The organism is Streptomyces sp. NBC_01549, assembly GCF_026339955.1.
Classification (GTDB): domain Bacteria; phylum Actinomycetota; class Actinomycetes; order Streptomycetales; family Streptomycetaceae; genus Streptomyces.
This window is the reverse complement of the sequence record NZ_JAPEPW010000009.1, coordinates 30,156-51,117: the sequence shown is the minus strand read 5'-3', so window position 1 is coordinate 51,117 and position 20,962 is coordinate 30,156. Positions and strand designations below refer to the sequence as shown.

General features: G+C 72.2%; 12 protein-coding genes. All 12 read left to right on the top strand.

The window, feature by feature from the left end:
- Positions 1-573, top strand: a 573-nt coding sequence (locus tag OG819_RS57920; RefSeq protein ID WP_266658293.1) for a hypothetical protein, incomplete at its 5' end; no start/stop codon positions are given.
- A 460-nt stretch (positions 574-1,033) separates the two neighbouring features.
- Positions 1,034-4,981, top strand: a complete 3,948-nt coding sequence (gene eccCa, locus OG819_RS57915; protein WP_266658291.1) for a type VII secretion protein EccCa — start codon at positions 1,034-1,036, stop codon at positions 4,979-4,981.
- 91 nt (positions 4,982-5,072) lie between these two features.
- Positions 5,073-6,464, top strand: a complete 1,392-nt coding sequence (gene eccD / locus OG819_RS57910) for a type VII secretion integral membrane protein EccD (protein WP_266658289.1) — start codon at positions 5,073-5,075, stop codon at positions 6,462-6,464.
- Between the two features lie 12 nt (positions 6,465-6,476).
- A complete protein-coding gene (gene eccB, locus OG819_RS57905) occupies positions 6,477-7,853 on the top strand; it encodes a type VII secretion protein EccB (RefSeq protein ID WP_266658287.1) in 1,377 nt (458 codons plus the stop codon).
- Positions 7,854-7,857: 4 nt separating this feature from the next.
- The gene (locus OG819_RS57900) at positions 7,858-10,545 is read left to right on the top strand and encodes a hypothetical protein (RefSeq protein WP_266658285.1); all 2,688 of its coding nucleotides are present in this window, start codon (positions 7,858-7,860) and stop codon (positions 10,543-10,545) included.
- Entirely contained in the window at positions 10,542-13,802 is a 3,261-nt protein-coding gene (locus tag OG819_RS57895) for a right-handed parallel beta-helix repeat-containing protein (protein WP_266658283.1), read from the top strand. The genes OG819_RS57900 and OG819_RS57895 overlap by 4 nt, the downstream gene beginning before the upstream one ends.
- 134 nt (positions 13,803-13,936) lie before the next feature.
- Positions 13,937-14,272 (top strand): WXG100 family type VII secretion target, encoded by a 336-nt coding sequence (locus tag OG819_RS57890; RefSeq protein WP_266658281.1) that lies wholly within the window; start codon positions 13,937-13,939, stop codon positions 14,270-14,272.
- 62 nt (positions 14,273-14,334) lie between these two features.
- A complete protein-coding gene (locus OG819_RS57885) occupies positions 14,335-14,631 on the top strand; it encodes a hypothetical protein (RefSeq protein WP_266658279.1) in 297 nt (98 codons plus the stop codon).
- Positions 14,632-14,914: 283 nt separating this feature from the next.
- A complete protein-coding gene (locus OG819_RS57880) occupies positions 14,915-15,343 on the top strand; it encodes a hypothetical protein (RefSeq protein WP_266658277.1) in 429 nt (142 codons plus the stop codon).
- 60 nt (positions 15,344-15,403) lie between these two features.
- Positions 15,404-18,613, top strand: coding sequence for a WXG100 family type VII secretion target (locus tag OG819_RS57875; protein ID WP_266658270.1), 3,210 nt, complete (start codon positions 15,404-15,406; stop codon positions 18,611-18,613).
- Between the two features lie 108 nt (positions 18,614-18,721).
- The gene (istA, locus tag OG819_RS57870) at positions 18,722-19,963 is read left to right on the top strand and encodes an IS21 family transposase (protein WP_266658268.1); all 1,242 of its coding nucleotides are present in this window, start codon (positions 18,722-18,724) and stop codon (positions 19,961-19,963) included.
- On the top strand, positions 19,963-20,787 hold the full coding sequence (istB, locus tag OG819_RS57865) for an IS21-like element helper ATPase IstB (protein WP_266658266.1): 825 nt from the start codon (positions 19,963-19,965) through the stop codon (positions 20,785-20,787). The genes istA and istB overlap by 1 nt, the downstream gene beginning before the upstream one ends.
- The last annotated feature ends 175 nt before the right edge of the window (positions 20,788-20,962 follow it).

Genomic DNA, 20,962 nt, shown 5'->3' with positions numbered 1-20,962 from the left:
AAGGTGTGGGCACCCGATCGGCGCATCGGGACGTCCAGGCGGCGGGTCGACACTGCTGGAGGCGAGGGAAGATTGTGGACGAGGCTCATACTTGAGCCGAACGATGACGACCCTCCTGGATTCGTACCCCAGATTCACGAGTTCCGGGCAGAGCCGGATACAGCGGAACTCAGGCGGACCGCGCGACGGCTCGGCCTCCCCGAGGCGTACGCGAGTGGCAGCGGCCGCGACGACGTGCCTCCGTTGCTGCTGCTCATGCGCTGGGTGTGGCACACCTTCGGCCGTGCGGTGGAGGACCGCCCCGAATACCTCGATCTGCTGGCGGGCGGTGTGGCCGTGGACGAGATGCGGCTGGCGGACCCGCAGTTGTCGGCCGATGGCTTCTCGCTGTCCCTGATGGACGCGCTGCTGCGCGCCCAGGACGGCGAAGCGATCATGAGTGCCTCGGAGGAGGCCCGCCGGGCCGCGTACAGGCGCCTGCTCGGCACGGCGCGGGGGTTCGGCGGGCAGCTTCACCGGCCCCCGCTCGGCACGTTCCTGGCCTGGCTCGAGCGGCACCGGGGACCGCGGTGAGCCTGAGCCGGCGGTGGGCCGACGGCGGTTCCGGGCCGACGGCGATTCCCGCGCCCGGGTGCCCGTGTGGAACGGCGTGCGGGGCGTGGCCTCCGCCACGGGTGCCGGCTCCAGAGGTCCGGCGTGTGGCGGTCCTGTCGGCCGGGACCTGGCCGCCGAGGAGGGCCGGGACGTGCCGTGCGTTCCCGGCCGGGCGCATGCCCCGCGGGGCCTGAGTGGCCTGTTGACCGCACCGGCCCAGGGCAGGCTGGGCCGCGGACACGGTGCCGCGTCGTGTACGACGCGCTGCCCGCCGCTGCCCCCGCTGCCCGCCGGTGGGCCGGCCACGGCTCCTGGCGGGTCCTGACGGGTCATGTCAGGTTCCTCTTGGGGCCCACCATCGACTTCGAACCCCTTCTCCGAGCGTTTCGTTCCTACGGTGATCCCGAGTAGGTCCCGCGTTCCCGCGAGAGGTTTCCAGATGAGTACCCAGGTCGTCAGGCGGAAGCCGCGCGCCGGCGGCCCCGAGGCGCCGGAGGGGCAGGTCGAGCTGGCGGAGCCGCCCATCCTGGGTGAGCCCGCCACCGCCGACTTCAGCTCCGTGATGATGTATCTGCCCATGGCGTTGATGTCGGGCGCGATGGTGATGATGTACAGCACGCAGGGCGGGTCCCTGTCCACGTACCTCATGTCCGGGATGATGGGCGTGGCCATGCTCGGCATGGGCGTCGCCCAGATGGGCCGGGCCGGAGCCCAGCGCAAGCGGCAGATGCGGGCGGAGCGGCGGGACTACCTCAGGTATCTGAACCAGTTGCGTGAGCGGGCGCGCGAGGCGGCGGCCGAGCAGCGGGCCGCCGCGCACTGGGACCACCCCCACCCGCGTGACCTGTGGCTGGTGGCTCTGGGGCCCCGGGTGTGGGAGCGGAGGCCGGGGGCGGACGATTTCGCGGCCGCGCGGATCGGGCTCGGCCCGCGCCGCGCCGCGCTGGAGTTCATCCCACCGCAGACCAAGCCCGTCGAGGACCTGGAGCCGCTGTCGGCGGTTTCGCTGCGACGGTTCGTGCACGCCTACCAGACGGTCACGCACCTGCCCCTGCCGGTACCCCTTCGGCGTTTCACGGCCGTGGAGTTCGCCGGGTCGGGACAGGCCGCGCTCGCCCTGGCGCGGGCGCTCGTCGGGCAGCTGGCCGTGCTGCACTCACCGGACGAACTGCGTATCGCGCTCCTCACCGACGCGGTGGGGCAGGAGGAGTGGGACTGGATCAAGTGGCTGCCGCACAACGCCCACCCCACCGAGCAGGACACCGCGGGGCCGCTGCGGCTCGCGGCCGACGACCCCGACGCGCTGCTGAGTCTCCTCGGGGACGAGGTGCAGGCGCGCCCCGACCATGAGCCGGACGCGTCCCCCAGTGTCGCGGAGCCCTTCGTGGTGGTCATCGCCTACCGGGCCCGCGTCCCGGAGACGGCGCGGCTGCGCACGGGACTGCGCGGGGTGGTCCTCCTGGACCTGACCGGAGAGATGCCGGGTGGTCCGCAGGTGCTCCGGCTGACCGCACGGGACGACGGGCAGGTCGAGTTCCCCTCGGGCGCGGACACGGTGCGCGCCCAGATGGACACCTTGAGCACCGCGGAGGCGGAGACGCTGGCCCGGGTGCTCGCCCCGATGCGTACCGGCGGCAACGTGATCGAGGTGGACCGGCCACTGGAGTCCGACTTCGACCTGACGACCCTGCTCGGCATCCGTGATCCGCGCCGCTACGACGTACTGCCCCTGTGGCGGGCCCGGATCCCTCAGCACGCCCGCCTCAAGGTGCCCATCGGCGTCAGCGAGGACGGTGAGGTGGTGGAACTCGACCTCAAGGAGTCGGCCCAGGGCGGCATGGGACCGCACGGCCTGCTGATCGGTGCCACGGGCTCCGGCAAGAGCGAGTTGCTGCGCACCCTGGTCATCGGCCTGGCCGCCACCCACTCCTCCGAGGTGCTCAACTTCGTCCTGGTCGACTTCAAGGGCGGCGCGACCTTCCTGGGCATGGACCGGCTGCCCCACACCTCCGCCGTCATCACCAACCTCGCCGACGAACTCCACCTGGTCGACCGGATGCGGGACTCCCTCAACGGCGAGATGGTCCGCCGGCAGGAACTGCTGCGCGAGGCGGGCTACGCGTCGAGCTACGAGTACGAGAAGGCCCGCCTCGCCGGCGCGGGCCTCGCCCCCCTGCCCTCGCTCCTCGTCATCGTTGACGAGTTCTCCGAACTGCTGTCCAGCAAACCGGAGTTCATCGAGCTGTTCGTCTCCATCGGACGCCTCGGCCGCAGCCTCGGCGTCCATCTCCTGCTGGCCTCGCAACGGCTGGACGAGGGCCGGATCAGCAAGGTCGAAGGGCATCTGTCGTATCGCGTCGCGCTGCGTACCTTCTCCTCCATGGAGTCCCGCAGTGTCATCGGCGTCGCGGCCGCGTATGAGCTGCCGTCCGCGCCCGGCAACGGCTTCCTCAAGATCGACACGGTGAACCTGGTGCGGTTCAAGGCCGCCTACGTCTCGGGGCCCGCACCCCTTGCCGAGACCGAGAGCCGAGGGGATCCGGTGCGCGCCGCGGACGAGGTGGTGCCGTTCGGCCTGGAGCAGCGCCCCCAGGAGCTCCAGCCGGTGGCGGCGCTGCCGGCCGCGGAACCCGCCCGGCCTGCCGCCGGCGCCGACGACGACCAGGACAGTCTGCTGCACGTCCTCGTCGACAGGCTGCACGAAGCGGGCCCGGCTGCCCGGCAGGTGTGGCTGCCGCCGCTCGCGGTCTCGCCCAGCCTCGACCAGCTGCTGCCCGGCATCGTGCCGGACCCCACGCGGGGCATGACCGCCGGAGGCTACCCGGCGGGCGGGCTGCGCGTGCCGCTCGGCATGGTGGACCGCCCCTTCGAGCAGCTGCGTGAGCTGCTGGTGGCCGACCTGTCCGGAGCACACGGGCATGTCGGGGTCGCGGGTGCCCCGCAAAGCGGCAAATCGACCCTGCTGCGCACCCTCATGCTCTCGCTGGCGTTGACCCACACCCCGCAGGAAGTGCAGTTCTACTGCCTGGACTTCGGGGGCGGCGGTCTGGTCTCCATAGCGGGCCTGCCGCACGTCGGCTCCGTGGCCACCCGACTGGACCGCGACCGGGTCAGCCGCACGGTCGAGGAGTTCTTCCAGCTGCTGGAGCGGCGCGAGCAGACGTTCACCGAGCAGAGCGTCGAGTCGATGCACGCCTACCGGCGGGCACGCGCCGAGGGCCGGATCGAGGACCCCTACGGCGATGTGTTCCTCGTCGTGGACGGCTGGTTCACGCTCCGCAACGATTTCGAGCACCTCGAAGGACGCATCTCCGAACTGGCCGCACGCGGACTGTCGTTCGGCATCCACGTGGTCATCTCCGCGGTCCGCTGGTCCGAGATCAGGTCCCGGATGCGCGACCTGCTGAGCACCAAGTTCGAACTGCGGCTCGGCGATCCCATGGAGTCGGAGCACGGATCCAGGGTGGCGGCCGGTGTTCCGGACAACGAGCCCGGGCGCGGACTGATCCACGACAAGCGGCACTTCCTGTCCGCGCTGCCCCGTCTGGACAGCTCCTCCCGCACCGACGACCTGACGGCCGCCACGAAAGCGGCCACCGCCGAGATCGACACCTTCTGGACCGGACGGAAGGCACCCCCCGTCCGCCTGCTGCCCACCCGGCTGCCCGCGCGGGAACTGCCCGCGCCGTCCGGAGACCTGGAGGTCTGCTTCGGCCTGGACGAACGCCGGCTCGCACCGGTGTGGCACGACTTCGACACCACCCCCAACCTGCTCGTCTTCGGCGACTCCGAGACCGGGAAGACGAACGTCCTGCGTCTGATGGTGAACGCCGTCACCAGCCGCTACACCCCGGACGAAGCCCGCATCCTCCTCGCCGACCCCAGGCGCGGGCTGCTCCAAGCCGTGCCCGAGGCCTACCGGGCGGGCTTCGCGGTGGACTCCCCTACCCTGTCGGGGCTCATCGCCAACGCGGTGGTCTCCATGCGCCAACGGATGCCCGGCGCCGAGATCACCCCCGAACAACTGGCGCGCCGCGACTGGTGGAGCGGCCCGAAGCTGTTCGTCGTCATCGACGACTACGAGTACTTCGCCGGAGGCCCGGGGGTGGAGTCCCCCGTCGCGCCACTCGTCCCGCTGCTCTCGCACGGCGCCGACATCGGTCTTCACGTCATCGCCGCCCGCTCCACATCCGGAGCGATGCGCGCCGCGGGCGACCCCCTGGTCCGCCGGCTGTGGGAACTGGGCACCCCGGCCCTGCTCTTCTCCTACCCCAAGGAGGAGGGCAAGTTCCTCGGAGAGGCCAAGCCCCGCAGCCTGCCGGCCGGCCGCGCCCAGCTGGTCACCCGGCGCAGCGTGGGGCTCGTGCACACCGCGCTCGCCGACTGACGGCGCACCGGCGTCCGCGGCGAAGGGCCCGCCGGCCCGGACCCGCCCGGCCCCGCCCACCTTCCTCCCTGTAACGCACTTCAGGAGTGCCATGACCAACACGCCCGCCCTGCTCACGCCGCTGGCCTCCCACGCGGACGTGTGCCGGCTCACCATCGAAGCGCCGCAGGGCAGAGCCGACCTGGCGGTGCCGGTGACCACCACCGTTTCCGCCCTGCTTCTCGCCCTGCGACGGCACATGCCGGGAGACGAGGAGTCCGACAGCTGGGTGCTGAAGCGGCTCGGCGAGGAATCCCTGCCCCCGGACGCCACCCCGTACAGCGCCGGACTGCGCCACGGTGACGTGCTGTACCTGCTTCCGGCCGCGGACCCGCTGCCCGGCATCGGCTTCGACGACGTGGCCGACGGGGTGGCCCGCACGGTCGCCGGGGGCGATGACCGCTGGCGGCCGGAACTGACCCGGATCATGCTGCTCGTCCTCGCCTGCGTGTCCCTCTGCACGCTCGCCGTCCTGCTCGTGACCCAGGGCACCGGCCGTACACCGACGGCCGCCGCCACCGCCCTCGCGCTCGTCCTGGGCACGGTCTGCGTCCTGAACATCCACACGCCGGCCGATCCGACCGCCCGTCTCGTCGCCGGCCTCGGGGCCTGCGGCTTCGGCACGCTGGCCGGTCTCACCCTCGGGTACACCCCCCGCGGCCTGACCGCTCCGCCCGCCCAGAACGTGATGTACGCGGCCGTCTACGCCCTGATCGTCGCGAGCGCGTTGCTGGCGACGGCGCGGCTGCCGGTCGCGGTGCCGGGGAGCGTGGCCGTCACGGCGCTGCTCGCGGGTACCGCGGCGGCGCTGGAGCACCTGGCCGGCCTGAGCGCCGCGGACAGCGTGGCGACCGTGGCCGTCACGGCACTGCTGCTCGGCCACTGGGCGCCCCGGTTCTCGCTGCGTGCCGCTCTGCTGCGGGTCCCCCTGCTGCCGCACAACACCGACGAGCTGCAGGAGGACATCGACCCCGAACCGGAGGAGCGGATAGCCCGCCGCGTGGCCATCGCCGAGGCACTCCTCGACATCACCGCCGTCAGCACCGGCGTGCTCTGCACGGCCGCCGCCGTCCTGCTGGTTGTGGTGCCGGGGGGGAGCGGTCCCGTGCTGGCCCTGCTGACCGGCGCCGTCCTGCTGCTGCGCGCCTGGCCCCAGACCGGCATCTGGCAGCGCGTCCCCACGCTGCTCGCGGGAGCCCTCACCGGGCTGGTCGTGCTGTCGGCCGGCTGGTTCGGGGTGCTCGGACCGTTCGCCGTCATGGCCCTCCTCCTCGTCGCCGCGTGCCTGCTGCTGGCCGCCACCCGGCGGCTGCCCGGTGCCCGGCTGCTGCCCGTCTGGGGCCGCCTGGCCGAACTCCTCGAACCGCTCACGACGCTCGCACTCGTCCCGCTGCTCCTTCAGGTGCTGGGCGTGTACGCGTGGGCCCGGATGCTCGCGAGCTGAGGGGAAGACCTCGTGCAGACACGCAAGGACCACCTGCAGGCCTACCGGTTCGCCGCCGGACGCCTGTCCTCGGCTCTGGTCAGCGGGGAGGCAAACACCGAGCAGGGTCCGATGCGCCGGGCCGCACTGGGCTCGATGATCGGTATCCTGCTGGCGTTCCTGATGGTGGCAGGATTCGGCGTCTACGGGTACGTCTCACCGGTGGAGACAGCCTGGCGGAAGGACGGCGCGTTCGTCGCCGAGGAGGGAAGCGGCACTCGTTTCATCTACCACCACGGTGAGTTGCACCCGGTGCGGAACTACGCGTCGGCGCTCCTGGCACTGGGCCGGTTCACCCAGCCGGAGAAGGTGACGGCCGGCTCCCTCAGCGGCCTGCCGGCCGGCCAGGAGATCGGTATCGCGGGCGCCCCGGACAGCGTGCCGCCGGCCGGGGCACTGCTGGCCGGGAGCTGGACCTACTGCCTGCACCCGGGCCGCGCCGCCGACCGCGTGCTGGACTTCGCGCCGGGCAGGCGGGCCGAAGCCGTACCGGGGGATCAGCGGCTCCTGGTCGCCGCGGCCGACGGTACCCGCTACGTCGTCTGGCAGGCCGCCAAGTACCGGGTGGGCCAGCGGTCCGCCCTGCTCGCGCTCGGGCTCGACGCCGTCACCCCGGTGACGGCGCCGGAGGACTGGCTGAAAGCCCTGCCCACCAAGACCCCTCTGACCGCCGCCGGCATCACCGGGTACGGGTCCGCCGGTCCCCGGGTCGGCGGGGAGCCGACCAAGGTCGGCCAGCTGCTCGCCACTTCCCTGGCAGGCCGCACCCAGTCCTACGTCGTCCGGTCCGACGGAGTCGCCCTGGTCAACGCCACCGAGTCCGCGCTCCTCGCCGCGGCGCACGGCGGGACCGTACGGCGAGTGAGCCCCGCCGCTCTGGCCGCCGCGCCCAGCTCCGCCGACCGCTCCCTGCTGACCCGGCTTCCCGACCTGCTGCACGCAGCGGACGTCACCGGATCCCTGGGAGCCGGTTCCCCGTCCGCGGCCTCCCGCACAGGGTCGGCGCTGTGCCTGCGGCAGCAACTGCGGCCCCACGGCCGCGGGCTGCGGCTCAGCAGCACCGTCGTACGCGAGGACGGTGCCGCGGCGCGCCCCGGTTCACGCGTCCTGGTGCCCTCCGGCCAGGGGATACTCGCCCAGCCGCCCAGCAAGAACGACTTCGATCGGGTCCAGCAGTACCTGATCTCCGACCAGGGGCGGAAGTTCCCGCTGGGTGACCCGGGTGCCGGTGCCGCGCTCGGCCTCAACACCGGCCTGGCCAGAACGCTGCCGTCGAACGTGCTCGCACTGGTTCCCACCGGTCCGACGCTCAGCACGTCCGCCGCCCTGGCGACCATCTCCGGAGACTGACGACATGGCGATCACCAAACATGCGTCGGTGGCTTCCCGGCGTCCCCACCGCTGGCTGCTCGCCAGCCGTGTCGTCGGCAGCGCGCTGCTGGTCCATCCCCGGGGGCACCTCGACGAGCGGGCGGCGGTGTTCGCCGGCGGCCTGGCTCCCGACAGCCAGCACAACCTGGTCGTCCTCGACCTGCCCCCGCGACCCCGCCCCTCGATACTCGAGTCCGTCGCCCGTCTCCTGCGCGAGCACAGCGGCCACGGGGGCAGTTTCCGGGTCGTGCCCGGACGCGGCTCGCCGGACGAGACCCGCACGCTGGCGCAGTGGCTCGCCGACCGCCTGGACCGGGTGGTCGTCGCCCCGGACGGCACGCAGACCGCCGCCGCCGGGGGCGCCCTCTTCGTCGCGACCACCCAGGGCAGAGGCTGGCTGCGGTACGAGCGCGGGCAGCCCGAAGTCCCCGACTCGCAACGCTTCCCCAAGCCCGCCTGGGAGCAGTTCGTCTCCGGTGACCCCCAGTCCACCGGACCGCTCGGTACCGCCGAGGCGATCCCCGGCGGGATGTGGCTGCGGCCCGACGGTGAGGAACCGACGCTCGCCGCCGCCCGGCAGCACCTGGCCGCCCGGGTGGTCGCCGACCTCGAACTCCTGGCCGTGGTGCTCGGCGCCCCCGGCACACCGGCGCTTCCCCTGGAGGAGATCGCCGGGTTCTGGGAGAACCTCGACCCACGTGTCCGCGCCCAGGTGCGCTTCCTTCCGTACGGGCCGGTCGCCGTACCCGACCACGCGACGCTGGGGCACGTCCTCGCCGATCTCCTCGGCCAGCAGGTCACCCTCTACAACGGTTTCCCGGCGCTCGTCCGCGCGGGATCGACGCCCGAGGTGCACACCCTGGGACCGGACGGAGAACCGGGCTGGCGCCCCTATGTCACCGAAGTCGGCTATCTGCCCAGCGCCCTGACCGGCGGCCGCCCCGCACCGCCCACTCCGATCGCCTACCGACCGCCGGTTCCGGGCCTGCAGCCCGGAACCGGACTCGGCGTCTACCAGTGGGGCCCGGACGCGGTCCTGGAGGTCGTCGCGAGCGGCCTGTGGCTACGGTCCCCCGGGGAGCCCGACGACGCGGAGAGGGTCCGCCGCGCCCCGGCCGACCCGCTCCACGCGGCCGTCCTCTTCCAGGACGGCACGCCGCAGATCGCCGAGCGCATGCGGCACCTCGCCCTTGAAGTCCTGGAACAGCTGCCGGCGGAGGTGCGCCCGCACAGCCGGGTGATCCCCGCGAGCGCGGTCGCCGCCGCCGGCTCGGCGCCGGTGGTGGGGTACCTGCCGCCGCCTGACACAGCCGCCGGGGCGGAGGGACCCGTCGAGCCGTCCGCGGGGCCGTCCGCGGGGCCGTCCGCCGAGCAGCGGACGGCAGCCCCGGCCGCCGCCCACCAGGCAGCGGCCACAGCCACGGCCGCCCTTCCCGCGGTGACAGCGGACGGGGAGCCCACGGTGACAGCGGGCGGGGAGCGGTACGGACAGGCCGAGGCGCCGGCATCCACCGCCGCCGCCCCGGTGCCCGAGGACGGTCCGCAGACCGAGCCGATTCCCGGAACCGGCCGGACACACGACGGGACCACGGGCCCCGACGCCGTTGACGACCCACCGCGGGGGAGTGGGGAGGGTGGCCCGGTCGCGGCGGGTGACCTGCCGGAAGGGACTGGCGACGACAGCCGGGCCGCCGCGGGCACCCCGCCGCGAGTCAGGCCCCGGCCACGGCTGGAGTCCGCGCCGGATCCGTCCACCGCGCCGAAGGCGCCTCCCACGGCACCACCCGCCCCGGCGGCCGACCCCGCGACCCGTACCGCGGCACCGCCCGCCGACGCCGTGCGGGCACAGCCGGCACCGGAACCCGCGGTGTCCGTGGTGGTCGCGGCGGGGCAGAGCATCGAGCGCGAACGCGCCTGGCTGCGGCGCACGCTCGCCGAGCGCTACGACGAAGCGGCCGGCTTCGTGACCCGGGTGATGTCCGAGACGCCGGGCCTGCGCGGCGGATACACGGAGGGCACCGAGGACAAGGGCGTGCTGGCCGACCTGGCGGCCGTACGCCTGTACCTCGTGTCAGGAGCGGGCGCGACCCTGAACGAGGCCGTGCACAGCGCGACGGTCGGCCCTCACGTGCCACTGGCCCGTTGCGTCGCCTCCGGTCTGCGGCAACTGCCGTCGCACCGGGGTGTGACACTTCTGCGGACCACCCTCACGGAGGCCCAGCTCGACTGGTACCGCATGAGGCGGGAGGTCACCGACTGGGGGTTCTGCTCGGCGCTGACCAACGTCAGGCCCGGCCTGCCGGGGGAGACGGACATCCTCATCTGGTCCCTCACCGGCCGGCGGACCGCGCTCATGGACCCCGAGGTGCCGGACCGCGTCGTGTTCCTGCCGGGCACCGAGTTCCGGGTCCTGCACGTCACCGACGAGGACGGCCACCGCACCGTACTGCTGCGTGAAACGGCATCCGTGGGGGTCCCCAAGGAGGACGCGCTGGACCAGGTCGCGCTGGGCGCGCTGCGGAAGGCCGCCGAACTGGTCCACGCGGGGGGAGAGCAGGGCGCCCCGCTGCCCGAAAGAGCCGCTGCCGCCTTCGGCGCCGCCCCGGGGCTGGCCATCCGCCCGACGGGACCGGCGACGAAGACGGACAAGACGAGGAGCGAACAGCCTTGAGCCGACAGGTACTTGAGGTTTCCCCGACGCACAGGGGGGCCTACCGGAGCATCTCCGCAGCTCTGGCCGAGGCCCGCGACGGCGCGTTGATCACCGTGGCATCCGGCACGTACGAGGAGTCGCTGGTCCTCACCAAGGCGGTCACCCTCAGCGGCTCCGACGGCGCCCACGTCCGCTCGTCCGCGGGACCCGCGGTCGCTGTGGACGCCGAGGCCGTACGCGTGACCGGCCTCACGCTCACGTGCTCGGACCCCGAGGCTCCGGCCGTCGAGGTGGTCCGCGGACAGGCGGCCCTGGAGGACTGCGCGGTCGAGGCGGCGGCCTGGACCGCCGTACTGGCCTGGAACGAGGGAGAACTGGCGGTCCGCGGATGCCAGGTGACCAACGCCGCCGGAGCCGGGATCGTGGTGACCTCCGACAAATCCAGTACCGTCGAGCACACCATGATCTCGGCGGTCGGATCCTCCGCGGTCGTCGTGGCCGAGACGGGCCGCCTCACCGTGCGGGACTGCGTCCTGGAGAAAGTGGGCGGCAACGGCGTCTGCGTCAACGGCCGCGGCCGCGTCACGGTCGAGCGGACCATGGTCGACAGGTGTGCGAAGCCGTCCCTGGTGGTCGAGCAGGAGGGCCAGGCCGACCTGAGTGAGGTCACCGTCTCCGCCAGCGCCATGCTCGACGTCTACCTCACGAGCAGCGCCGAGGTGAAGATCCACGGCAGTACCTTCAGGGGCTCGGCAGGACAGTCGGTGTACGTGAGCGGCGGAACGCCCGTGCTGCGCGGCTGCTCCATCGCCGGGGCGGCCCGAGGCGGGGTACATGTCACGAACGGTGCCCGGCCCCGGCTGGAGGAGTGCGAGATCTCCGCGACGCCGCTCGGGATCGCCGTGGAAGGCGCGGCCGCGCCCACCATCCTTGACACCAGGATCCGGGACACCGCCCACGCCGCCGTCGTCGTCACGGGAGAGGACAGCGAGGCCACTATCGAGCGGCTGTCCGTCTCCGGCGGCTCGGGCGGGGTCCGTGTCGGGGACCGGGCCACGCTGACGGTACGCGACGCCACCCTGGCCACCGGTGAGGGAAACGCGGTCGAGCTCACCGGGCACGCCACCGGTCGGCTCACCGACGTACGGATCACCTCCCCGTCCGGCCACGGCCTCACCGTCGCCGACGGGGCGACGCTCGAAGTCGTCTCCTGCGCCCTGCGGGCGTGTGGGATCCTCGTCGGCCCCGCCGGTGGGCTCACCCTCCGCGACAGCGAACTGGCCGACGCGGCCGGCGACGGGATCAGGGTGACCGGCGGCGGCACCCTCACCGCGATCGGCTGCCGGGTGCACGGCGCTCACGGGCACGGCCTGGACATCGCCGCCGGAGGACGGGCCGAACTGAGCCACTGCACCGTCATGGCCAGTGCGGGCGACGGCGTGCGGTACGTCGCCGGCGACCCGGTCGACGTGGTCGACTGCGAGATCGTGGGCAACGGCGGTACGGACCTCCACCCGGTGCGGGAGGGCGAGACCCCGCCCCCCCTTTCCGAACCCGCGCGTCCCGCTCGGCCCCCGCGCGGGGCACCGCGGGAGCCGGTCGCCCAAGAGCAGGGACGGCGCGCGAGCGAGCCGGCCGCCAACGCGGGGCGCCTCGCCGAACTCGACGCCCTCGTCGGACTGGAGAGCGTCAAGCATGAGGTCAGGGGGCTGATCAACCTCAACAAGATGACGCAGCTGCGCCAGGAGCTGGGCCTGCCCATGCCCCCGATCAGCCGTCATCTGGTCTTCGCGGGGCCGCCCGGCACCGGCAAGACCACCGTGGCGAGGCTGTACGGGGCGGTGCTCGCCGAACTCGGCATCCTCCGGCAGGGCCACATCGTGGAGGTGGCCCGCGCCGACCTCGTCGCTCAGATCATCGGCGGCACGGCCATCAAGACCACCGAGGTCTTCACGAAAGCGCTCGGCGGAGTCCTCTTCATCGATGAGGCGTACACCCTCACCAACCAGGCCAAGGGCAGCGGCCCTGACTTCGGCCAGGAGGCCGTCGAGACCCTGATGAAGCTGATGGAGGACCACCGCGACGAGATCGTCGTCATCGTCGCCGGATACTCCCAGCAGATGGACGAGTTCCTCGCGTCCAACCCGGGCCTGGCCTCCCGCTTCTCCCGGACCGTCGAGTTCCCCAACTACGAGGTGGACGAACTCGTCACCATCGTCGAGAACCTGTGCTCCAAGCACTACTACGAGCTGAGCGACGACGCCCTGCACGCGCTCGGCGAGTATTTCGAACGGACCCCGAAGGGGCCGACCTTCGGCAACGGCCGGGTCGCCCGGCAGATCTTCGAGTCCATGATCAGCCGACAGGCCTCCCGGCTCGCCGAACGGCAGTCGACGGGCAACACGGAACTGAGCCGCCTGGAGGCGGAAGACGTCGAGCAGGTGACGGAGCAGCCGGCCGACGCGGCCCCGGCCGCACCGCGACTCCCCACGGACGTGCCCTCCGCGGCACCCGCACCGCCTCCGGGTCTGCGCCGGCTGGAGGCCCTGGTGGGCCTCTCCCGGGCCAAGGACGCCATCGGCCGTCGTCTGGCCGGACTGGCTCATCAGCGTCAGGCCGGGACGCCCCTGGACGGCGCCGCCAACCTCGTGCTCGCCGGCGGACGGGGCAGCGGGCGGCGGACGGTGACCGGCCTCTACGCCCGTTGCCTCGCCGAGATCGGCGCGGTCACCACGGGCGCCGTCCTCCCGGTCACGCTCTCCGGCTTCCCCGCCGGGCGCCCCGAACAGGCCGCGGCCTGGTGGGCGTCGCTCCTGCGCGACGCCGAGGGCGGTGTACTCCTGCTCGACCTCGATGAGGCGTTCGAGGCCCGCCCGGAACCCGAACGCGCCGCAGTCCTGGACGCGTTGAGCGGTGGAGCGCCGGGCCAGGTACTCGTTCTGACCGGCGCCGACACCCGACTGCTGGCCGTCCTGCGCAGCAGAGACGACCTCGCCCGGCACTTCGCCGAGTACCTCCGGCTGCACCCGTACACCCCCGAGGAGACCGCGGAACTCGTACGCCGTCGCCTTACCGCCCTGGGGCACGACACCGACGACGAAACCATGCGGCACCTCGCCGCGATGCTCGCCGAAGCCCCGCCTCCGGACGGCGCCTGCGGCGCCCACGCGCTTGCCGACGCGATCGCCGCCAGGTCCGCCGGTCGGTCCGTCCGCCCCGACGATCTCCGCGACCTCACGGTGCGGGTCCCGGTGGGGGCCGCCGGGGCCCATTGAGGCACGGCGAGGTGGCCCGCCAGGCACAAAGTGAGGACCTCCCGCCCGCTCAGTGGGGCGAGTCGGCATTCTGACGACAGCTCGGTGGCCCGGAAAGCGGGACGCCGGGAAGACCGGAAAAGGAAGGACATCACATGGCCAATTCAGTGATCAACACTGACGAAGGAATGCGGCGGGCGGCCGCAATATGGAGCAGCAGCGGAGAGCTGATCGCCTCGCTCATGAACACCCTGCAGTCGCTCCGGTCGGAACTCGAGGCGACTTTCACCGGCCTGTCGGCGACCAACTTCGACCAGGCGCTGCAGAACTTGCTGAGCGCCGCGCAGAGCGTGCGGCAGTCGCTGGAGTCGATCACCCAGACGATGGGAACCCACGCCGGCATCGTCACGGACACCAACCAGTCCACGGGGCAGATGGGTAGCTCCATCGCGGGTCAGATCACCACCCCGACCGGCCTGCCCGGATTCTGACGCCCAGAGGGACAGCACGCCCGCCGGGCGTGGTTCCGCGAAAACAGCATGGAGGACAGATAATGCCGGGAACTTACTCGTACAACAGCGACGGCCTGTCGGCCGGCAGCCAGCAGATCAACCAGGTATCGACACAGCTGGTCGACGTCATCCAGGGGGTGGAGACGCAGACGTCGGCGGCCCTCCAGGAATGGGTGGGTGACAACCACGAGCTGTACGGCCAGATCAAGGATCTCTGGCGGAATGCCGCGTCCCAGGTGTCGCAAAGCGCCGCCCAGGCCTCTGCCGCGCTGGAGAGCATCCGCCAGGAGCTCGACAACGGCGAGGCCCAGGGAAGGCAGCGCTGGGCCAGCCTCTGATCCGAGGCATCCGTGGGGCGGGGCGCACTGCAGGCCGGTGAACGCGCCCCGGACACGGACCCGTCCGTGCCGCCGCGTAGGCGACCCCTCCGCGGCGGCGCGGGCTCCGATGACCAACAGGAAATGACGGACAGGAGGGAAGACAGTGGGAGACCGGGAACCAGTTGTCCCCAGTGGACTTACCCACAGGAGCGGGCACCACGGGAACCCCAACCCGGACGTGCGGAGGTGGGATTCGGGCACCGACCCCACGACCCCGGGGGGAACGGGCTCGATCGCTCCGGTGCAGGACCCGCAACTCGGGACCGTGCCGGGCTATTCGGGCGGGGGCAGTGGATCGGTGGCCGAGAACGCCGACGATCTGGAAACGCACGCCAAGGTCTTCGACCCCATGATCGAGGCGGTGAACACCGCCAGGCAGCACATGGACGACATCGCCAAGGCCGGCACCAACGGGATCAAGGCGGGTAACTTCCCGCAGGCCCTCGCACTCGGCAAGACGGTCGTCGATCAGGCAACGCACTACTCCAAGGTGCTGAGCGCGCTCTCCGCGGTCCTGAGCGACAACCAGGCACAGCTGCGGGCCTTCAGCAAGACCGTCCGGGACGCCGACCACTCGACCGGGCAGAGCGCGGCGGACCTCGCCAAGGCGTTCAGCTCGACCGCGACGAAGCTCACCACGCTCGCCGGTGTGGCGAGTCAGGGCAGCTAGTCACACGTCCCAGCCGGACGAAAGCCAGGAACAGCAGAACCCAGGAGAGCGCGGTCTGACATGCCGGACACAACGAACATCACTCTCAGCTCGGGCAACAAGGGAGACCTGCACTCCGGGTTCTACCGGGGTGACGGCCACGAAATCCTGTCGGATCCCAACACCATGGGGTCGGTTGCGTACAGTGATGTCCTGTTCAGCAGTTGGTCCTGGCAGGAACTGGAGGCCGCGATCCTGGGCGGGGCCGGCACCCTCCCCGGGCAGATGGTGGCGGCAAGCAACGAGTTCAACAGGAACGCCGCCACCTCGGTCTCCGACCCGGCGACTCTGGAGCGCGCGGCCCAGTCCTTCCAACTCGTGCTCCAGACTCTCCTCACGGTGAATCAGAACATGGCCAGCCAGGTCAACGCGCTGGCCGGCGAAGGCGGCGCGTGGAAGGGGCCGGCCGCGACCGCCTACGCCAACTTCATGAACTCCTTCGGCAAGGAGATCACCGCCATCTCGGACGCGATGGCGGGCGGTGGCGGTGTGGCTCTGCCGCAGAGCGTCGCGGACAACTCGCACTCACTGGGCCTTGCCATCATGCTCGCCACGGCCATCGACCGGTTCTACGGTCAGCAGATCGCCGACACGGTCAACTCCGTCAGCGACGCCCAAATGACGGTGGGGGCCTGGAACACCACGCAGCTCGTCCTCGACGCCTACTACAAAAAGGTCGAGGAGGCGATGAAGAACGACCTGGTGCAGCTGCTGCAGAACCTCGCCGGTCACTACATGGTCACCGTCAGCGGTGCGGTGACACCGCCCGAACTGGCCAACCCCTTCGGGACCACCACCACTACCACCAACCAGAACGTGCCGGGCGGCACCGACGGCCACGGGAACACCCCTGGAGGTACGGGCAGCGGGACCGGGTCCGGAGCGGGGGGCACGGGCGCGTCCGGTGTCTCCCCGAGACTGACGACGCCGAATGTGTCGACGTCGGGTCTGGGTGGTGCGGGTCTGGGCGGCGGTGCGGGCGGCGGGGGCGGGATGCCCGCGGGCGCGGGCGGGGGTCCGATGGTGCCGGACGTGTCGTCGTCGGGTCTGGGTGGTGCGGGTCTGGGCGGCGGTGCGGGCGGCGGTGCGGGTGGTGCCGGGCTCGACATCGGCGGTGCGGGCGGCGCGGGCGGGATGCCCGCCGGTGCGGGCGCGGGCGGGGGTCCGACGGTGCCGGATGTGTCGTCGTCGGGTCTGGGTGGTGCGGGTCTGGGCGGCGGTGCGGGCGGCGGTGCGGGTGGTGCCGGGCTCGACATCGGCGGTGCGGGCGGCGCGGGTGGGATGCCCGCGGGCGCGGGCGCGGGTGCGGGCGCGGGCGGGAGTCCGACGGTGCCGGACGTGTCGTCGTCGGGTCTGGGTGGTGCGGGTCTGGGCGGCGGTGCGGGCGGCGGTGCGGGTGGTGCCGGGCTCGACATCGGCGGTGCGGGCGGCGCGGGTATCGGTACTCCGGGCGTCAACACGTCGGGTTTGGTGGGAGCGGCGGGGCTTGCGGGCCTGGGCGGCAGCGGCCTGGGCACGAGCGGCTTCGGCGGCGTCGGCACCGGCCCCAGGACGGGGGCGGCCGACGGCTCGAAGTCCGGTGACCAGGGTTCGGGCGTGACCATCCCGGGTGTGGACACCTCGGGTCTGGGCGGTGCGGGTCTGGGCGGCGGTGCGAGCGTCTCGACGATCGGTGGCGGTGTCCCGGGTGTGGACACGTCGGGTCTGGGCGGTCGGGGTGTCTCGACGGTCGGTGGCGGCGCCGCGGGTGTTCCGGGCGTGCATACATCAGGTCTGGGCAGTGGAGGCGGCGCGTCCGGCGGAACCGGTTCGGCCGGCGGGACCGGTTCGGCCGGCGGGACCGGTTCGGCCGGTGGCCACGGATCGGCTGGTGGCCACGGATCGGCATCCGGCAGCGATGTCCCCTCCGTGTCGCAGTCCGCGGGGCTGGCGGCGGAGAGCCCGGCGGGCATGACCGGCGGCATGGCACCGGGCGCGGGCGCGGGCGCCGGGATGCCGTACATGCCGATGGGAGGCATGGGCGGGGCCGGCTCTCCGGCGGGCGCCGGAGAGCGTTCGGACGCCTCGGGCCTGTTGTCCGCGGAGAGCAAGCCCTGGACACCCGCTTCCCCTCTCTCCTTGGCCGGCGAGGACACGATGGGCGCCGATGGCGGCGCGTCAGCCGGCGGTGCCGGCCTCGACCTGCCGGGCTTCGATCCCGATACGGCGGGCACGCCGGAGGCCGAACAGCCCGTGGAGGGCCTGGCGGCGACCTCGGTCACGGGAGAAGGCGCGAACACGGGGCCCGGCATGGCGGGCGGCATGCCGTACATGCCCATGGGGGGTACAGGAGGCGCGGCCACCGGCGCGGCGCAGAGCAGCGGCGAGCGTTCGGACGCCTTCGGGCTGCTGTCCGCCGATGCGGAGCCCTGGGCCGCCTCGGCCGACGAACTCGGCGGCGAGGAGGCATTCGTTCCAGGGGCCGAGGCCGGGGCAGCCGTTCTGGACCTGCCGCGATCCGACGCGGCGGCGGCCGGTGAGCCAGGCACCCCGGCGGAGGCCGTCACGACCGAACCGTTCGCGCCGACGTCCGAGTCCGTCGCGGTGTCGTCCGAGGTGTCCTCCGCGGACACCGCTGCCGCGGCGACGGCACCGGCAGGGCCGACGGCGGCGGAAACGGCGACGGCACCGGCAGGGGCGACGGCGGCGGAAACAGCGACGGCACCGGCAGGGGCGGCGGCCGGCGACGGCTTCGTGCCTTCCCAGGACCAGGACCCGGGCGGCGGCCAGGGCGCGGCCGTGGCCGGTGACCCGTGGGACGTCGCGGCCGGCTCCCTCCTGCTGCCGTTGTTCGGGCCGGGCCAGGCCCGAACAACGGATGACGAAGCCGATGAACTGGGCGCCAGAACCTCCTCCTATCAGCTGCGTTCCGAAAGCGGCATCTGGGAAGACGACGGCCCTGTCATGCCGACCTGGCGGCCGGACGCCACGAGCGCCGGCGCTGCCAGAGCAGAACGCGATGAAGGCGAAGTGAGCATGTCCGCCGCGATGCGGCGTATCGAGGAGGCCAGGCAGAGGATCAGCCAGTCCGCGGACGAGGACGCGGCCCGGGCCGCGGAGGCGGAGAAGGAAGCCGAGGAGGAAGCCGACAACACGCGGGAAGAGGGTCTCAGGCCTACGGCTGTCGCCCATCTTCTGAGGCAGGGAGACAGCCAGTGGGGCGGTTCTCGCGGCTCGGACCTCTTCGGCTGATTCCTCTCGGCGACGCCTGAATTCTGACCCTCTGACGGCGGATCAAAAGTGACCCTCTCGGTGGTCTTCGCCTGAACCTGATCTTGATCGGAAGGTCAGGAGGGAAGGGTGATCCGCGTGGAGGACTGGGCAGAGATCCGCAGGCTGCACCGGGCCGGGCAGATGCCGATCCGGGCGATCGCCCGGCATCTGGGCATCTCGAAGAACACGGTGAAGCGTGCACTGGCGAGTGACCGGCCGCCGAAGTACGAGCGGCCGGCCAAAGGCTCGGTGGTCGACGCGGTCGAGGTGCAGATCCGTGAGCTGCTGCGGGAGACCCCGACGATGCCCGCCACCGTGATCGCCGAGCGGATCGGATGGGAGCGCGGGATGACGGTCCTCAAGGAGCGGGTGCGGGAACTGCGGCCGGCCTACGTTCCCGTCGATCCGGTCTCCCGCACGACCTATCAGCCGGGCGAGCTGGCCCAGTGCGACCTGTGGTTTCCCGACGCGGACATCCCGCTCGGCTACGGGCAGACGGGGCGACCGCCGGTGCTGGTGATGGTGGCCGGCTACTCGCGGGTGATCGCCGCGCGGATGCTGCCCTCCCGCACGACCGGCGACCTGATCGACGGACACTGGCGGCTGCTGAACGGGTGGGGCGCCGTGCCCAAAACGCTGGTCTGGGACAACGAGGCCGGGGTCGGCCGCGGCAGGCTCACCGCAGAGTTCGCCGCGTTCGCGGGCCTGCTCGCCACCAAGATCTACCTCTGCAGGCCCCGTGACCCCGAGGCGAAAGGGCTGGTCGAACGCGCGAACGGTTATCTCGAGACCTCGTTCCTGCCCGGCCGCACGTTCAGCGGCCCCGGCGACTTCAACACCCAGCTGACCACCTGGCTGGCGGTCGCCAACCGGCGCCTGCACCGCACCCTGCAGGCCCGTCCCGCCGACCGCTGGGAGACCGACCGGGCCGGGATGCTCGCCCTGCCGCCCGTCGACCCGCCTGCCTGGTGGCGGATGCAGACCCGCATCGGGCGTGACCACTACGTCCGCGTCGATACCAACGACTACTCCGTGCACCCCGAGGCGATCGGACGCACCGTCACCGTGCTCACCGACAACGACGAAGTCATCGCGCTGGCGCCCGGCGGCGTGATCGTCGCCCGCCACCCCCGCTGCTGGGCCCGCCACCAGACCCTCACCGATCCCGATCACGCCGCTGCGGGCCAGACGATGCGCGGGCAGGCCCGCCATCAGCAGGCCGCCCGGGCCGAGGCCGACCCGCTCGTCGAGGTCGAGCAACGCGAACTCGGCTCCTATGACCGGTTGTTCACCGTCATCGAAGGCGGCGGCGACAGGGAGGCCGGCTGATGCCTCGCACCACCAGTGCCCCGGCCGAAAGCACCGGAGCGGGCCGCAGGACCGGCTCCCAGACCATCGCCGACCTCGCTTTCCTCGCCCGCGCGATGAAGGCCCCGGCCCTGCTGGACGCCGCCGACCGGCTCGCCGAACGTGCCCGCAAGGAGTCCTGGCCCCACGCCGAATACCTCGTCGCCTGCCTCCAACGCGAGGTCTCCGCCCGCGAATCGCACGGCGGCGAGGCGAGAGTACGTGCCGCCCGCTTCCCCGCGATCAAGACGATCGAGAAGCTCGACGTCACCCATCTGCGCGGCATGACGCGACAACAGCTCGCGCATCTGGGCACGTTGGACTTCATCGCCGGCAAGGAGAACGCCGTCTTTCTGGGCCCGCCGGGCACGGGGAAGACACACCTGGCGATCGGCCTCGCCGTCCGCGCCTGCCAGGCCGGACACCGCGTCGCCTTCGCCACCGCCGCCGAGTGGGTCGACCGCCTGGCCGCTGCCCACCACTCCGGACGGCTCCAGGCCGAGCTCACCAAGCTGAGCCGCTACCCGCTGATCGTGGTGGACGAGGTCGGCTACATCCCCTTCGAAGCCGAGGCCGCGAACCTGTTCTTCCAGCTCATCTCGAACCGATACGAACGCGCGTCCGTGATCGTCACCAGCAACAAACCCTTCGGACGCTGGGGAGAGGTCTTCGGCGACGAGACCGTCGCCGCCGCCATGATCGACCGCCTCGTCCACCACGCCGAGGTCCACTCCCTCAAAGGCGACTCATTCCGCATGCGAGGACGCGAACTCGGACGCGTCCCCGCCACTACCGACAACGACTGAAACGGCCGAACCGAAGACACCCGGGTCAGATTTCACCTGTCCAGACTGGGTCCAGGTTCAGCCGCCGCCGACAATTCCACCGAGAGGCCGACCCGGCGACTGCTCGGGCACTCTTGCAGGTCCTGAAAGGCCCTTTCCTCGAAGGCCCCTAGGCCAATGGGGGAAGGGCCGCTTC

Coding starts and splice junctions, on each gene's coding strand:
- eccCa (WP_266658291.1), top strand. CDS start 1,034: ATGAGTACCCAGGTCGTCAGGCGGAAGCCGCGCGCCGGCGGCCCCGAG.
- eccD (WP_266658289.1), top strand. CDS start 5,073: ATGACCAACACGCCCGCCCTGCTCACGCCGCTGGCCTCCCACGCGGAC.
- OG819_RS57900 (WP_266658285.1), top strand. CDS start 7,858: ATGGCGATCACCAAACATGCGTCGGTGGCTTCCCGGCGTCCCCACCGC.
- OG819_RS57890 (WP_266658281.1), top strand. CDS start 13,937: ATGGCCAATTCAGTGATCAACACTGACGAAGGAATGCGGCGGGCGGCC.
- OG819_RS57885 (WP_266658279.1), top strand. CDS start 14,335: ATGCCGGGAACTTACTCGTACAACAGCGACGGCCTGTCGGCCGGCAGC.
- OG819_RS57875 (WP_266658270.1), top strand. CDS start 15,404: ATGCCGGACACAACGAACATCACTCTCAGCTCGGGCAACAAGGGAGAC.
- istB (WP_266658266.1), top strand. CDS start 19,963: ATGCCTCGCACCACCAGTGCCCCGGCCGAAAGCACCGGAGCGGGCCGC.